Source organism: Streptomyces sp. NPDC045967 (assembly GCF_056430495.1).
In genome coordinates, this window is the sequence record NZ_JBWKLE010000005.1 from 100367 (window position 1) to 114582 (window position 14216).

14 protein-coding genes and 1 pseudogene are annotated in these 14216 nt (G+C 72.6%); 2 read left to right on the forward strand and 13 right to left on the reverse strand.

All coding sequences use genetic code 11. The features are described from left to right. Positions 1 to 20: 20 nt before the first annotated feature. A pseudogene (locus AC07FY_RS13300) lies at positions 21 to 779 on the forward strand (SulP family inorganic anion transporter); the annotation flags it as partial. Next, complete coding sequence (locus AC07FY_RS13305) at positions 764 to 1999, forward strand: APC family permease (RefSeq protein ID WP_479004774.1); 1236 nt, start codon at positions 764 to 766, stop codon at positions 1997 to 1999. The pseudogene AC07FY_RS13300 and the gene AC07FY_RS13305, both read left to right, overlap by 16 nt. Here AC07FY_RS13305 and AC07FY_RS13310 read toward each other — a convergent pair. From AC07FY_RS13310 to AC07FY_RS13370, 13 genes are all read right to left on the reverse strand, one after another. Next, positions 1983 to 2507, reverse strand: coding sequence for an SMI1/KNR4 family protein (locus AC07FY_RS13310; RefSeq protein WP_479004776.1), 525 nt, complete (start codon positions 2505 to 2507; stop codon positions 1983 to 1985). The genes AC07FY_RS13305 and AC07FY_RS13310 overlap by 17 nt on opposite strands. A 66-nt stretch (positions 2508 to 2573) precedes the next feature. Further along, positions 2574 to 2966 (reverse strand): YccF domain-containing protein, encoded by a 393-nt coding sequence (locus AC07FY_RS13315; protein WP_361754095.1) that lies wholly within the window; start codon positions 2964 to 2966, stop codon positions 2574 to 2576. Next, entirely contained in the window at positions 2963 to 3826 is an 864-nt protein-coding gene (htpX, locus tag AC07FY_RS13320; protein WP_479004780.1) for a zinc metalloprotease HtpX, read from the reverse strand. The genes AC07FY_RS13315 and htpX overlap by 4 nt, the downstream gene beginning before the upstream one ends. Positions 3827 to 4021: 195 nt before the next feature. After that, positions 4022 to 5605 (reverse strand): NADH-quinone oxidoreductase subunit N, encoded by a 1584-nt coding sequence (locus AC07FY_RS13325; RefSeq protein ID WP_479004782.1) that lies wholly within the window; start codon positions 5603 to 5605, stop codon positions 4022 to 4024. Continuing rightward, a complete protein-coding gene (locus tag AC07FY_RS13330) occupies positions 5602 to 7155 on the reverse strand; it encodes a complex I subunit 4 family protein (protein WP_479005464.1) in 1554 nt (517 codons plus the stop codon). Before AC07FY_RS13330 ends, AC07FY_RS13325 begins: the two co-directional genes overlap by 4 nt. Before the next feature lie 38 nt (positions 7156 to 7193). Further along, the gene (locus AC07FY_RS13335; RefSeq protein WP_479004784.1) at positions 7194 to 9194 is read right to left on the reverse strand and encodes an NADH-quinone oxidoreductase subunit 5 family protein; all 2001 of its coding nucleotides are present in this window, start codon (positions 9192 to 9194) and stop codon (positions 7194 to 7196) included. Then, positions 9191 to 9538 carry an NADH-quinone oxidoreductase subunit NuoK gene (gene nuoK / locus AC07FY_RS13340; RefSeq protein ID WP_479004787.1) on the reverse strand — a complete coding sequence of 116 codons (348 nt, stop codon included), beginning with the start codon at positions 9536 to 9538 and terminating at the stop codon, positions 9191 to 9193. The genes AC07FY_RS13335 and nuoK overlap by 4 nt, the downstream gene beginning before the upstream one ends. Continuing rightward, positions 9538 to 10131 carry an NADH-quinone oxidoreductase subunit J family protein gene (locus tag AC07FY_RS13345; RefSeq protein WP_479004790.1) on the reverse strand — a complete coding sequence of 198 codons (594 nt, stop codon included), beginning with the start codon at positions 10129 to 10131 and terminating at the stop codon, positions 9538 to 9540. The genes nuoK and AC07FY_RS13345 overlap by 1 nt, the downstream gene beginning before the upstream one ends. Continuing rightward, positions 10128 to 10811: a NuoI/complex I 23 kDa subunit family protein gene (locus tag AC07FY_RS13350; RefSeq protein ID WP_479004793.1), complete on the reverse strand. Its 684-nt coding sequence runs from the start codon at positions 10809 to 10811 to the stop codon at positions 10128 to 10130. Before AC07FY_RS13350 ends, AC07FY_RS13345 begins: the two co-directional genes overlap by 4 nt. After that, on the reverse strand, positions 10811 to 11779 hold the full coding sequence (locus tag AC07FY_RS13355; protein WP_479004796.1) for a complex I subunit 1/NuoH family protein: 969 nt from the start codon (positions 11777 to 11779) through the stop codon (positions 10811 to 10813). The genes AC07FY_RS13350 and AC07FY_RS13355 overlap by 1 nt, the downstream gene beginning before the upstream one ends. After that, positions 11776 to 13047 (reverse strand): NADH-quinone oxidoreductase subunit C, encoded by a 1272-nt coding sequence (locus tag AC07FY_RS13360; RefSeq protein WP_479004799.1) that lies wholly within the window; start codon positions 13045 to 13047, stop codon positions 11776 to 11778. Before AC07FY_RS13360 ends, AC07FY_RS13355 begins: the two co-directional genes overlap by 4 nt. Beyond that, a complete protein-coding gene (locus AC07FY_RS13365; RefSeq protein ID WP_479004802.1) occupies positions 13044 to 13706 on the reverse strand; it encodes an NADH-quinone oxidoreductase subunit B in 663 nt (220 codons plus the stop codon). The genes AC07FY_RS13360 and AC07FY_RS13365 overlap by 4 nt, the downstream gene beginning before the upstream one ends. After that, complete coding sequence (locus AC07FY_RS13370) at positions 13697 to 14104, reverse strand: NADH-quinone oxidoreductase subunit A (RefSeq protein ID WP_479004805.1); 408 nt, start codon at positions 14102 to 14104, stop codon at positions 13697 to 13699. The genes AC07FY_RS13365 and AC07FY_RS13370 overlap by 10 nt, the downstream gene beginning before the upstream one ends. Positions 14105 to 14216: the final 112 nt, after the last annotated feature.

Sequence of the window (14216 nt, forward strand, 5' to 3'; positions counted from 1 at the left end):
CGGACCGCCGGGCCGCGGCGGTTGCGTTGGCGCTGATCGCCTCCGCCGAGACCCTCTTCAACGCCGCCGCCGTGGACCGGATGCATGACGGCCGCCGGACCGACTACGACCGCGAACTCGTCGCCCAGGGCGCGGGGAAGACGGTCCGCGGGCTCTCGGGGCAGCTCGGGGCACTGCCGATGACCGCCGTCATCGTCCGCAGCGCCGCCGACGTGGAGGCCGGCGCAAGCATCCGTGCCGCCCGGATCCCGTACGGCGGCTGACTGCTGATCTTCGCCGCTGCGTTTCCGTACGCACTCGAGATCCTCCCCCTCGCCTCGCTCGCCGGAGGGCTCCTGCACGCCAGGTGCAAGCTGCTGCCCGCCCGGGCGGTGGCCGCGCCGTGGCGGACGCACCGGGGCGAAGCGGTGGTCCTGCTGGTCACCGACACCGCGATCGTGGTCACCCATCTCTTCGAGGGCGTATTGACCGGCCTGGCGCTCGCCATCGCCAGGCGGCCTGGGAGACCTCCCACGTGCACATCGAGCGGGTCCGGGGGGAACGACGCGCTGTGCGTCCGGGTCGTGGGCGATGCCAGCTTCCTGCGGCTGCCCAAACTGCTCGACGCCGCGGACTCCCTGCCGCGGGGAGAGCGTGCACGGCTTGATCCGAGCGGGCTGCGGCATCTCGACCGCGCCTGCCCGACCGCGCTCGAGGAATGGGGGCGCCGGTGGGGCCGGCGCCCGGCCGGGAGGGCGTCGGCCCGGCCCGGTAGCCTCCGCGCGTGGACAACGAGTTGAAGCGCACGCTCGGGGTGTCCGACGCCGTCGTCGTCGGGCTCGGCGCGATGGTGGGCGCCGGTATCTTCGCCGCCCTCGCCCCGGCGGCACGCGCGGCGGGCGGGGCGCTCCTCGCCGCCCTCGCGCTGGCGGCCCTGGTGGCCTACTGCAACGCGCACTCCTCGGCTCGGCTCGCCGCCCGATACCCGTCCTCCGGCGGTACGTACGTCTACGGGCGCGAGCGGCTCGGGCCCTTCTGGGGGTATCTGGCCGGCTGGGGGTTCGTGGTCGGCAAGACGGCCTCCTGCGCGGCGATGGCCCTGACGGTCGGGGCGTACGCCTGGCCCGGGCAGCAGCGGGCCGTGGCCGTGGCGGCGGTGGTGGCGCTGACCGCCGCCGGCTACGGGGGTGTGCAGAAGTCCGCCCGGATCGCCCGGCTGATCGTGGCGGCGGTACTGGCGGTGCTGGCGGCGGTGGTCGTGGTGTGCCTGTCCTCGGACGCCGCCGACGCCGGGCGGCTCGGCACCGCGGACTGGGCTGCGGCCGGGCTGTTGCAGGGGGCGGGCCTGCTCTTCTTCGCCTTCGCGGGCTATGCGCGGATCACCACCCTGGGCGAAGAGGTGCGCGATCCGGAGCGGACGATCCCGCGGGCGGTGCCCCTGGCGCTGGGGATCGCACTGCTGGTGTACGCCCTGGTGGCGGTGGCGGCCCTGTCGGTGCTCGGTGCCGACGGGCTGGCCGGGGCCGCGGCTCCGCTCGCCGACGCGGTCCGGGCGGCCGGGTGGCCCGGACTGACCCCGCTCGTGCGGGTGGGCGCGGCGCTGGCCGCGCTGGGCTCGCTGCTCGCCCTGGTCCTCGGGGTCTCGCGGACCACCCTGGCGATGGCCCGGGACGGCCATCTCCCCCGTGTGCTGGCCGCCGTACACCCCCGGCGCCAGGTTCCGCACCATGCGGAGCTCGCCGTGGGCGCGGTCGTGGCGGTGCTGGCGGCCACCACCGATCTGCGGGGCGCGATCGGCTTCTCCTCCTTCGGAGTGCTGGCCTACTACGCGATTGCGAACGCCTCCGCGTGGACTCTCGATGCAGATGTCAAGGGGCGGACCGTGGCAGCGGTCGGGCTGTCCGGCTGTGTGGTGCTGGCCTGCTCGCTGCCCCTCGCGTCGGCGGCCGCGGGGGCGGCGGTGCTGGTGCTCGGCGCGTTGGCCTACGGGATCCGTGGGCGGATCAGATCCGGCATCTGAACTCCGCCCACGGGAGCAGCTCCAGTTCGGTCTCCTCCCCCAGGGCGGACTCCTCGCAGAACCATGCGGTGCCGTCCAGCCAGCCGCGGAGCCAGCCCTCCAGACTCGGGGTGTCGAGGGACCAGGCGAGGTCCGGTTCCCCGGGATTGGGGTCGAAGAGCAGGACCTTCGCCTCCTGCGAGCGGCAGTCGACGCAGGCGTACGTGCCGCAGCCGAAGTCGGCTATCGGCAGTACGCCCTCGGGCCAGCGCCATCCGGACCGGCGCTGCGTCCCGTAGGCCCGGACCGCGTGACGCAGTGCCAGCAGCCCCTGACCGGGGCCGAAGCGACCGTCGCCGACGCGGGTGTAGAGCGCGGCGAGCAGCGGCGGCAGGGCGAAGCCGAGTATGCCCTCGGCCCGGGCGATCTCCTCACTGCCCAGCGGCGCGGGCAGGGCCTCTCCATGCCCGCGCACGGCTGTGCGGACGCGGTGTGCGACTTGCTCCAGCAACTGCTCGGTGTCGTTCATGGGTTCATGGTGGCGCACCCCACCGACAGCCCGCTCAGCCTGTGGACAACTCCGGAGAAGCCGCGGTCAGCGCGAGGCGAACGGGGCGTCCGTGGGGACGATTTCGCGGCCCAGCGGGAGCAGCGAGAGCGGGACCATCTTGAAGTTGGCGATGCCGAACGGGATGCCGATGATCGTGACGCACAGCGCGATGCCGGTGAAGATGTGGCCGAGGGCCAGCCACCAGCCCGCCAGGACCAGCCACAGGACGTTTCCGACGGCCGAGCCGGCGCCCGAGTCGCGGCGCTCGACCGCGGTGTAGCCGAACGGCCAGAGGGCGTATACGGCGATGCGGAAGGCGGCGATGCCGAAGGGGATGCCGATGATGGTGATGCAGAGCAGTACGCCTGCGAGGCAGTAGCCGAGGAACAGCCAGATGCCGCTCAGCACGAGCCAAATGACGTTCAGGATTGTCTTCACTGCCTACGGCCTGCCATCTGTTCGAGCCGGGCGATGCGCTCGGCCATCGGTGGGTGGGTGGAGAACATCTTGGAAAGTCCCTGGCCGGGACGGAACGGGTTCGCGATCATCATGTGGCTGGCGGTTTCCAGCCGGGGCTCCGGGGGCAGCGGCAGCTGCTTGGTGCCCGCGTCCAGCTTGCGCAGGGCGCTGGCCAGGGCGAGCGGGTCGCCGGTGAGCTGGGCACCGGAGGCGTCTGCCTCGTATTCGCGGGAACGGCTGATGGCCAGCTGGATCACGGAGGCGGCCAGGGGGCCGAGGAGCATGACGAGCAGCATCCCGAAGAGGCCCGGCCCCTCGTCGTCGCTGGATCGACCGACCGGTATGAGCCAGGCGAAGTTCACCAGGAACATGATCACCGAGGCGAGGGCGCCGGCGACCGACGAGATCAGGATGTCGCGGTTGTAGACGTGGCTGAGCTCGTGGCCGATGACCCCGCGCAGCTCCCGCTCGTCGAGGATGCGCAGGATGCCTTCGGTGCAGCAGACCGCGGCGTTGCGCGGGTTGCGGCCGGTGGCGAAGGCGTTGGGGGCCTCGGTGGGCGAGATGTAGAGGCGGGGCATGGGCTGGCGCGCGGACGTGGAGAGCTCGCGCACCATGCGGTAGAGCCCGGGGGCTTCGAACTCGCTGACGGGGCGGGCACGCATCGCGCGTAGAGCCAGCTTGTCGCTGTTCCAGTACGCGTACGCGTTCGTCCCGAGAGCGATCACGACGGCGACGATCAGGCCGCCCCGGCCGAAGAAGCTCCCGATGAGGATGATGAGTGCCGACAGGCCGCCGAGGAGTACGGCGGTCTTCAGCCCGTTGTGCCGGCGGTGCACGGTACGCCCTCCTAGTGGTGCGGCAGGGGGACCCGGAGCGAGGGTCTACGGTCCAGTGGACCCTCCCTTCCTGGTCAACGCGAGGTGGGCGCGTCTGGTTCCCAGGGCACACGGGGGCCGCCGCCCCGGGGGCGGGGGCGGCGAGGGTGGCGCGACGGGGGCGGGGGCTGCTCCGTACGGGTGGGGCGTACGGCCTCACTGCGCGAAAAGGCTGCCCGTCGCCACGCGCAGGACCAGCTGCGGGGCGCCCGAGAGGACGACCGCCGTGACGGCGGTGACGGCGATGGCCGCCACCACCGGCCAGGGGGCCTTCGCGCGGCTCCGGGCGCCCGCGCCCTCGGCGGCCGCGACGCCCTCGGCGGCCTTGACCTCCGTGGCCTCCTTGACGTCCTGCGGCGCCCGGAAGAGGAGCGCGGTCCACCGCAGGTAGTAGTAGAGGGCGATGACGACGTTGACGGCCATGACCACGGCCAGCCAGCCCAGGCCCGCGTCGACCGCGGACCGGAAGACGGTGACCTTGGCGAAGAGGCCGATGATGCCCGGCGGCAGACCCGCCAGGCAGAGCAGGAAGAAGGCCAGCGCCAGCGCGGCCGCGGGGCGCTCCGCGTACAGGCCCCGGTAGTCGCTGATCCGGTGGAGCGGTTTCGAACGGGCGACCAGCGCGGCCACGGCGAAGGCGCCCAGGTTCACGGCCGCGTACATGAGGGCGTAGGCGAGCGTGGAACCGATCTGGTCGCGCTCGGAGTACGCGGCGGCGGCGATCGGGACCAGCAGGTAGCCGGCCTGGGCGACCGAGGACCAGGCGAGCAGCCGTACGGCGCTGTTCGGGCGGTCGGCGGACTGGCGCAGGGCGGCGGCGTTGCCGAGGGTCATGGTGAGCGCTGCCAGGACGGCCAGCGCCGGCCCCCAGATGTCGGAGTACGCCGGGAAGGCGATCACCGTGACGAGGATGAGGCCGGTGAATCCGACGGCCTTGCCGGTCACCGAGAGGTAGCCGGCGATGGGCAACGGGGCGCCGACGTAGGTTTCGGGGACCCAGAAGTGGAAGGGGACGGCCGCCGTCTTGAAGGCGAAGCCCACCAGGGTCAGCGCGACACCCACCATGGCGAGGGTGTCCAGCCCGCCGGGGACCTCCTCGAGGCGTTCCGCGACCTGGCTGAGGTGCAGGGAGCCGGTGGTGGCATAGACGAAGCTGACGCCCATCAGCGACACAGCGGTGGCGGTGACGGAGGACAGGAAGAACTTGAGCGCGGCCTCGGAGGAGAGGCGGTCGCCGCGGCGCAGGCCGACGAGGGCGAAGGCGGGCAGCGAGGCCACTTCGAGCGCGACGATCAGGGTGGCGAGGTCGCGGGAGGCGGGCAGCAGGGCCGCTCCGGCGGCGGAGGAGAGCAGCAGGAACCAGTACTCGCCTGCGGGCATGCGCGCGTCGCGGACGGCGGTGACCGACAGCAGGGCGGTGACCAGCGCACCGGCCAGCACCAGGAACTGCACGACGAGCGTGAAGTGGTCGGCGGTGTAACTGCAGGCGGCCGGGTCGCCGATGAGGCAGAAGGTGCTGCGGTCGCCGGCGCGCAGCGGCAGCAGGGTGGCGGTCGCGGCGGCGAGGCCGGCGACGGAGATCCAGCCGAGGGCGGGCTTCGCGCGTTCCGGTACAAAGAGGTCGGCGACCAGCACGGCCAGGCCGACGGCGGCGGTGATCACGACGGGCGCGATGGCCAGCCAGTCGACGGACTGGACCAGGCTGGGCGTGCCGGCGGGCAGGACCGCGAGGGCCGTCATGCGTTGCCTCCTGCGAGGAGCTTCTGGACGGCCGGGTCGGTGAGGCCGAGGAGGACGGCGGGCCACAGGCCGGCGAGGACGGTGAGGGCGGCGAGTGGGGTCCAGGCGGCGAACTCGTAGCGCTGGATGTCCGCGACGGCGAGCTGCGGGCCGGCCTCGGGGTCGCCCATGCAGACGCGTCGTACGACGATCAGCAGGTAGGCGGCGGTGAGCAGGGTGCCGAACGCGCCGAGGGCCGTGTAGGTGAGGAAGGCGGGTCTGGACAGCCCCTCGGCGGGGTCGAACGCGCCGAAGAGGGCCAGCATCTCGCCCCAGAACCCGGCCAGGCCGGGCAGGCCCAGGGAGGCGACGGCGGCGAAGGCGAGGAGGGCGCCCAGGCGGGGGGCGCGGCCGTAGAGGGCGGCGCCGGTGGCTCCGGCGAGGGTGTCCAGGTCGGCGGTGCCGTAGCGGTCCTTCAGGGCGCCGACCAGGAAGAAGAGCAGGCCGGTGATCAGGCCGTGGGCGATGTTGGCGAAGAGCGCGCCGTTGACGCCGGTGGGGGTCATGGACGCGATGCCGAGGAGCACGAACCCCATGTGGCCGACGGAGGAGTAGGCGATGAGGCGCTTGAGGTCGCCCTTGCCGCCCCGGCGGGCGAGCGCGAGGCAGGCGAGGGACCCGTAGACGATGCCGATGGCGGCGAGCGCGCCCAGGTAGGGGGCGAAGGCGGCCATGCCGTCGGGGGTGACGGGGAGCAGGATGCGGACGAACCCGTACGTGCCCATCTTCAGCAGGACGCCGGCCAGCAGGACGGATCCGACGGTGGGGGCGGCGGTGTGGGCGTCCGGCAGCCAGCTGTGCAGCGGCCACATCGGGGTCTTCACGGCGAGGCCGATACCGATGGCGAGAACGGCCAGGAGCTGGGTGGTGCGGGTCAGTTCGCGGCCGTTGTCAGTGGCGAGTGCCACCATGTCGAAGGTGCCGCTCTTCAGTCCGATGAGCAGCAGACCGAGCAGCATGACGACGGAGCCGAGGAGCGTGTAGAGGATGAACTTCCAGGCGGCGGCCTGCCGCTGAGCGCCGCCCCAGCGGGCGATGAGGAAGTACATCGGGATGAGGACCATCTCGAAGGCGAGGAAGAAGAGCAGCAGGTCGAGGACGGCGAAGGTCGCGAGGGTGCCGGATTCGAGGACGAGCAGCAGGGCGACGAAGGCCTTCGGGGAAGGGCCTTCGGGGAGCTTGAAGTAGCTGTAGAGCGCGCACAGGAAGAACAGCAGTGCGGTCATCAGGAGGAGGGGGAGCGAGATGCCGTCGACGCCGAGGTGGATCCGGACGTTCAGCGCCTGGATCCAGCTGATGTCCGTCGTCGCCTGGAAGCGGGACGGGGTGTCGTGGTCGAAGCCCAGGGTGAGGGCGATCGCCGCGGCGAGGATCACACCGGTCACGGTCACGCCGTGGCGGAGCACGGCCTGTTCGGGGCTGCGGCCCTTGAGCCCGGGCGGGGGCGGCAGGAGGGCGGCGGCCGCGCCGAGGAGCGGTGCGGCCACGAGGAACGCCAGAAGGAACTGCATCACGGACGGGCTGATATCAATCACGGCTGACTCACGGCTCACGATCCGGCGTTGACGTTGGCGAGGACGGCGGTGGCGATCGCCAGGACCACGGCGCCGGCGAGCAGGGCGCTCAGGTAGCTCTGCACGTTGCCGGTCTGGGCGCGGCGTACGAGGCTGCCGAGCAGCCGGGTGCTGCCGCCCGCGCCGCGGACGTAGGTGTCCACGACCTCGCGGTCGAGGAAGCGGACCAGGCCGGCGGCCGCGCGGACGGGCCGGACGAAGAGCCGGTCGTAGACGGCGTCGAGGTGGAAGCCGTCGGCCGCGTGGCGGTACAGGGGGCCGAGCAGCGCCTTGCCGGGGTCGGGGGCGAACCCGGCCGGGACGGCGGGGTGGTCGTGGGTGACCTCGGCGACCTCGGGCGTCTCGGCGGCTGATTCCGCGGCGGTGGTGGAGGCGGAGAGCCCTGCTCCGTATCCGACTGCGGCGGCGGTGGCCGAGGCGCGCTGCCAGAGGGCATAGGTGAGCAGCCCGCCGATGGCGGCGGCGCCGGTGCCGAGGAGCGAGGTGGTCAGGGTCGGGGTGAGCGCCTTGCCGTCGAACCAGTCGGCGAGGGGGCCCCCAGCCAGGCCGAAGGCAATCGACGGGACCGCAAGCAGCCACAGCACGCCGGTCATGGCGAGGGGCTCCTTGCCGTGGTCGGGGGCGGCGGCGCCCCGGCCGCGGAAGGCCATCAGCCACAGCCGGGTGGCGTAGGCGGCGGTGAGCAGGGCGGTCAGCAGGCCGGCGGCGAGGACCAGCCAGCCGGCGGCGGTCGGGGCGAACTCCGAGTGGCCGGTGGCGGTCTGCTCGGCGGCCATGAGCACGGCCTCCTTGGAGAAGAAGCCGGCGAACGGGGGGATCGCGGCGAGCGCGAGCAGCGCGATCGTCATCGTCCAGAAGGCGTCGGGGATGCGCTTGGCCAGGCCGTCCATACGGGACATGGCGGCCAGGGAGTTCGTACCGGCGGCGTGGATGATCACGCCCGCGCCGAGGAACAGGAGCGCCTTGAAGGCGCCGTGGGACAGGAGGTGGAAGACGGCGGCGCCGCGGTCGCCGACGGCCAGGGCGCCGGTCATGTAGCCGAGCTGGCCGACCGTGGAGTAGGCGAGTACCCGCTTGATGTCGTCCTGGGCCAGGGCGGCAAGGGCGGACCCGACCATCGTGACGGCCGCCATGGCGGCCATGACCACCAGTGCGGCGCGGGAGGCCGCGAAGACGGGGAGGAGGCGGGCGATGAAGTAGACACCGGCGGCGACCATCGTCGCGGCGTGGATCAGCGCGGACACCGGGGTGGGGCCCGCCATGGCGTCCGGAAGCCAGGTGTGCAGCGGGAACTGCGCCGACTTGCCCGCGACGCCGGCGAGCAGCAGCAGGGCGATCAGGGTCGGGTGGTCGAGCCCGCCCGCCGCGACGGTTCCCAGGATCTCGGTGATCTGGAAGGAGCCGGCGTCGGAGGCGAGCGCGAACAGGCCGATCAGGAAGGGGACGTCACCGAGCTTGGTGACGAGGAACGCCTTCAGGGAGGCGGAGCGGGCCGCCTCGGTCTCCCAGTAGTGGCCGACGAGGAAGTAGGAGCAGATGCCCATGACCTCCCAGCCGACCAGCAGCACCATCAGGTCGCCGGAGTAGACGACGAGCAGCATGGCGGAGGTGAACAGTGAGACCAGAGCGGCATACGACGGGTAGCGCGGATCGTCGCGGAGGTAGGCCGTCGAGTAGACCTGGACGCAGGTGGCGACGACTCCGACCAGGACGGCGACCAGAGCGGCGAAGCCGTCCAGATAGAGCGAGAGCTCGATCGGCACCGAGCCGGTCGGGGTCAGTTCGGTCGCGCTGTCGATCGCCGTGCCGCCGCCCTGGCGGAGGGCGACGAGCACGGCCAGTACGGCGGCGCCGAGCGTCGGCAGGATCGCGAGGGGCCGGACGAAGCCCGGGGCGGTCCGGCCGAAGAGCAGTCCCGCCACCGCGCCCAGGAAGGGCAGGACGGGGACCAGGACGGCGAGGGTCGTGGTGCTCACGCGGTCACCTCGCTCGGGGTGTTCGGGGTGGGCTCGTGTCCCTCGGCGGTGTCGCGGAGCCGGTCGACGTCCGAGCTGCCCCGGTTGCGGTACACCATCAGCACGATCGCGAGGCCGATGCCGATCTCGGCGGCGGCGATGGCGATGGTGAAGAGGGTGAGGGCCTGGCCGGCGTGCAGGGTGTCGCGGAGCCAGACGTCGAAGGCCACCAGGTTGAGGTTGACGGCGTTGAGCATCAGCTCGACGGACATCAGCACCAGGATGGCGTTGCGGCGGGCCAGTACTCCGTACAGGCCCGTGCAGAAGAGCAGCGCCGCGAGCACGGCGGGGTAGGCGAGGTGCATCAGTGCTGCCCCTTGTCGCTGGCGACGCCGTCTTCGGCGGCGGTGGTCCTGCGTGACAGCACGATGGCGCCGATCAGGGCGGCGAGGAGGAGGACGGAGAGCGCCTCGAAGGGCAGCACCCAGTGCTGGAAGAGGATCTCGCCGGTCACCTCCGTGGAGCCCTTGACCGGTCCGTCGAGGTCGATCCAGGTCGTGCGGAAGGCGTCGACGACGACCCAGACGAGGGAGACGGCGGCGACGACGGCCACGGCGAGCGCGATCCAGCGGTTGCCGGAGTCGGCGTCCGGGGAGCGGCCGATGGGGGCCTTGGTGAGCATCAGCCCGAAGAGGAGGAGGACGATCACGGAACCGAGGTAGATCAGGACCTGGACCCAGGCGATGAACTCGGCGGTCAGCAGCAGGTACTCGACGGCGATGCCGCCGAGTGCGACGACCAGCCAGAGGGCGGCGTGCACGAGCTGCCGGGTGGTGACCGTGACGAGGGCCGCGCCGAGGGTGGCGAGGCCGACGAGGACGAAGGCGATCTCGACGCCGGTCGGGGAGAGGAAACCCGGGCTTCCGGCTGCGGCGGCGAGGGTGACGGCGGGGGTCACGCGTCTCCCTCCGGGGTGGTCGGCGGCTGGGGGGCCGGGGCCTCGGCGGCGCCGGCGTCGGGTGCGGGGGCGGAGTCCGCGGGGGCGGCCGTGGGCGGGGTGGCCCGGGCGGCTGCCTGGGTGGGGGTGGCCCCGGCGGCTGCGGCGGCGGCTGCCGCTGCGGTGGCCTCGGCCTTCTCCACGGCCTTGCGGGCGGCGGCCACCTCCTTGGGCTCCTCGGCGGCAGGGTCCAGGGCGGGCGGAGCCGGGACGGTCCACATCCACTCGCGGAGCTTGTCCCGCTCGTGGGTCAGCTCGTGGATGTCGGTCTCCGCGTACTCGAACTCCGGCGACCAGAAGAGGGCGTCGAAGGGACACACCTCGATGCAGATACCGCAGTACATGCAGAGGGAGAAGTCGATGGCGAAACGGTCGAGGACGTTGCGGCTGCGCTCGCGGCCGCCGGGGGTGGCGGCCGGGACCGTCTCCTTGTGGGAGTCGATGTAGATGCACCAGTCGGGGCACTCACGGGCGCACAGCATGCAGACCGTGCAGTTCTCCTCGAACAGTCCGATGACCCCGCGGCTGCGCGGCGGCAGCTGGGGCTGGACATCGGGGTAGTGGGCGGTGTGCGAGCGCTTCGTCATCGTCCGCAGCGTGACGGCGAGGCCCTTGGCCAGGCCGGATCCGGGGATGGGCATTACTGGATCGCCACCTTCACGATGCCGGTGAGCGCGATCTGGGCGAGCGCGAGCGGGATGAGCGTGGTCCAGGCGAGCTTCTGGAGCTGGTCCTCGCGCAGACGGGGATACGTCACGCGGAGCCAGATCACGAGGAAGGCGAGGACCGCGGTCTTGAGCAGGGTCCAGACCCAGCCGAGGCCGTCGGCGCCGAAGGGCCCGTGCCAGCCGCCGAGGAAGAGGACGGTGGTGAGGGCGCAGAGGACGACGATGCCGGCGTACTCGGCGAGCAGGAAGAGGGCGAAGCGCAGGCCGGTGTACTCGGTGTACGCGCCGAAGATGATCTCGGAGTCGGCGACGGGCATGTCGAAGGGGGGCCGCTGGAGTTCGGCGAGGCCGGCGGTGAAGAAGACGAGCGCACCGACGATCTGCCAGGGCAGCCACCACCACTCGAAGCCCTCGACGATGCCGGGCAGGGAGACCGTGCCGGCGGCCATGGCGACGGACGCGGCGGCCAGCAGCATGGGGAGTTCGTAGGCGAGCAGCTGGGCGGCGGTGCGGAGGCCGCCGAGCAGGGAGAACTTGTTCGCGGAGGCCCAGCCGGCCATGAGCGCGCCGAGGACTCCCACGCCCATGACGGCGAGCACGAAGAACACGCCGGCGTCGATGACCTGGCCGACCGCGCCCTCGCCGGGTCCGATCGGGATCGCGAGGAGGACGAGGAGGTAGGGCAGCAGGGCCACGGCGGGGGCGAGCTGGAAGATCCGGCGGTCGGCGTTGGCCGGGACGATGTCTTCCTTCTGCGCGAACTTCACGCCGTCGGCGACGAGCTGCGCCCAGCCGTGGAAGCCGCCGGCGTACATCGGGCCGACGCGGCCCTGCATGTGCGCCATCACCTTGTGCTCGGTCTGGCCGACGACGAGCGGGAGCACGAGGAAGACGGCGAAGACGATGATCAGCCGCAGGGCGACGTCGAGGACCTCGTTCACGCGTCTTCTCCGTTGTCGCGGGTGGGCCGGGCCGCCGGTGCGTCTGACGGGGTGGCGGGGTCGGCGTCGGGCTCGGCGTCGGGACGCGGCTCGGCCTTGGGGGCCGGCTCGGGCTGCGGCGCGGGCTCGGGCGTGACGTCCGGCTTCGGCTGCGGGGCCGGCTGGGGCGGGGTTGCCGGGGCGGCCTCCGGGCGCGGCTCGGCCTGTGGGGCCGGCTCCAGCGTGGGGGCCGGCTGGCTCGCCTCGGGCTTCGGCTGCGGGGCCGGCTGGGGCGGGGTTACCGGGTCGGCCTCGGGCTTCGGCTGCGGGGCGGGGGGCTCGGTGAACGCCGGCTTGGGGTCGTGCCAAGGGGCGTCGGGGCTGCTCGGGGTGGGGCGGGGAGCGGCGCCGGGCTGGGTCGGGGCGGGCTGGGTCGCCGAGCCGTCCGAAGCCCAGCGGGTGCGGCGGGGCGGGCCGCCGGCCGCCGAGGGGTCCGGGGTCGGCTGGGTCGCCGAGCCGTCCGAAGCGGAGCGGGTGCGGCGGGGCGGGGCGCCGGCCGCCGCGGGGTCCGGCGTCGGCTGGGTGGCCGAGCCCTCGGTGGCCGTGCGGGTGCGGCGCGGTGGGGCGCCCTCGCGGGCCGGGCGCGCGGCGGCGCCCGCCGCGCCTGCTGCGGCGCGCGGGGTGCGGGCCGGGCGGGTGGGGGCCGGCGGGAGCTGGCCCTTCATCGGGCCCCAGTCGTTGGGGTCCGGGACGCCCGGCGGAAGCATCTGACGGCGCTTGGGCGCGTCCGGGTCGTGGGCCTCGCCCGGCTCCTTGGCGCCGGGCCATGCCTTGGCGACGCGCGCGGCCAGGACGAAGTCCTTGCGCAGCGGGTGTCCTTCGAAGTTCTCCGGGAGGAGCAGCGGGACCAGATGGGGGTGGTCGGTGAAGACGACCCCGAACATCTCGTACGTCTCGCGCTCGTGCCATTCGGCTCCCGCGTACACGGCGACGGCCGACGGCAGGGAGGGCGCGGAGTGCGGGACCGTCGTACGCAGCAGGAGGCGGCGTACGCGGCGGTTCTCCAGCGCGACCACGTGCGCGCAGACGCGGAAGCCGGTGCCCGGCTCGTCGACCGCGCTCAGCCAGTCGAAGTACGTGCAGCCCAGCTTGTCCCGGGCGATCTCCAGGGCGGAGACCCAGGAGCCGACGGGCACGTCGACCGTCAGGACGTCGTACGCGAGGGAGCCGACGGCCTCCTCGCCGAAGACCGTCGCAGCCGCGTCGGGAAGGGAGTCGTAGAGGTTCACGCGTCGCTCCCGGGGGCCGGCGGCGCCGTGACCAGTCCGCTGGTGAGCTGTTCTACGGACGGGCCCTTGGTGTAGCGGTCCGCGAGCGACTCCCGGGCGATCTTCTCCTGGAGCTTGAGAATGCCCTGGAGCAGCGCCTCCGGTCGGGGCGGGCAGCCGGGTACGTAGACGTCGACCGGGATGATCTGGTCGACGCCCTTCGTGACCGAGTACGAGTCCCAGTAGGGGCCGCCGCAGTTGGAGCAGGCGCCGAAGGAGATGACGTACTTCGGCTCCGGCATCTGCTCGTAGAGCCGCTTCACGGCGGGCGCCATCTTGTCCGTGACCGTGCCCGAGACGATCATCAGGTCGGCCTGCCGGGGGCCCGGCGCGAAGGGGATCACGCCGAGCCGGATGAAGTCGTGACGGGCCATCGACGCGGCGATGAACTCGATCGCGCAGCAGGCCAGGCCGAAGTTGAAGACCCACAGGCTGTAGCGGCGGCCCCAGTTCAGGACCACCTTCATGGGTTCCGGGGCGAGCCGGGAGAGCACTCCCAGGCGCTTGGGCTCCGGGAGCAGGACCCCCTCGGCCGGTGTCACGGCGGGTGCGGCGGCAGGACTCTGGGCAGGTGCCGCGGCGGGTGTCTCAGCCGGTGTCCCAGCCGGTGTCACGTCCATTCGAGGACGCCCTTCTTGTACGCATAGAGCAGGCCGACGGCCAGGAAGCCCAGGAAGACGAACATCTCGACCAGGGTCGTGGCGCCGTAACCGGCGGCGGCGAACACCGTCGCCCACGGGAACAGGAAGATCGAGTCGACGGCGAAGATGACATAGAGGAACGCGTAGACGTAGTAGCGGACCTGGGTGTGCGCCCAGCCCTCGCCGACCGGGTCCACACCGCACTCGTACGTCAGCAGCTTCTCGGGGGTCGGGACCACGGGCCGCAGCAGGCGGCCCGCGGTGAAGGCGACCGCCACGAAGAGCACACCGAGGAGGGCCAGCAGGCCGACGACCGAATAACTTCGGAAGTAGTCCGCCGCGAGAACGGTTGCGGTCGATACCGTCGGTTCAGGCACGTCCGTTCCTCGCTCCTCGGTCACTGTCGACGATCTGGTACAGGCGGGAGTCTAGGGCCTGCCTTACACGGGGTGGGGTTATCCCCCGTTCACAGCACCCCGGCCACCCCAT

What these genes read in the sequence shown, in the direction of transcription:
- AC07FY_RS13310 (WP_479004776.1), bottom strand. Translation starts at nt 2,507, where the DNA reads ATGAACGACACCGAGCAGTTGCTGGAGCAAGTCGCACACCGCGTCCGC.
- AC07FY_RS13325 (WP_479004782.1), bottom strand. Translation starts at nt 5,605, where the DNA reads ATGACGGCCCTCGCGGTCCTGCCCGCCGGCACGCCCAGCCTGGTCCAG.
- AC07FY_RS13330 (WP_479005464.1), bottom strand. Translation starts at nt 7,155, where the DNA reads ATGCAGTTCCTTCTGGCGTTCCTCGTGGCCGCACCGCTCCTCGGCGCG.
- nuoK (WP_479004787.1), bottom strand. Translation starts at nt 9,538, where the DNA reads ATGCACCTCGCCTACCCCGCCGTGCTCGCGGCGCTGCTCTTCTGCACG.
- AC07FY_RS13350 (WP_479004793.1), bottom strand. Translation starts at nt 10,811, where the DNA reads ATGCCCATCCCCGGATCCGGCCTGGCCAAGGGCCTCGCCGTCACGCTG.
- AC07FY_RS13365 (WP_479004802.1), bottom strand. Translation starts at nt 13,706, where the DNA reads ATGGACGTGACACCGGCTGGGACACCGGCTGAGACACCCGCCGCGGCA.